The 230-nt window shown below is 40.0% G+C and carries 1 protein-coding gene; it reads left to right on the forward strand.

Going from position 1 to position 230, the window contains the following annotated elements; genetic code table 11:
• The coding region (locus AOA59_RS32585; RefSeq protein ID WP_256593168.1) for a hypothetical protein at window positions 1-230 on the forward strand (230 nt) is incomplete at both ends.

Below are 230 nucleotides of genomic sequence, written 5' to 3' on the forward strand. Positions count from 1 at the left end.
GTGCCAACAGTTTTCATCTTGCTGAAAAAGGCTACGATGTTAAAGCTTTTGATATTTCAGAGGTAGCAGTCGATCATGCGAATAAGCAGGCTGTAGAAAGTAAACTATCAGTAGAAGCAAAAGTTGCCGATTTAACAACTGAAGAGGGAATAAAGTTAGTGGTAGATTCAGTGGACCGAGATAAAAGTGCTGATATGGGCAAGATCTACTCGGTAGATGCTGTTATCATG

This window comes from Pseudomonas sp. 2822-15 (assembly GCF_002742515.1).
GTDB classification, from domain to species: domain Bacteria; phylum Pseudomonadota; class Gammaproteobacteria; order Pseudomonadales; family Pseudomonadaceae; genus Aquipseudomonas; species Aquipseudomonas salomonii.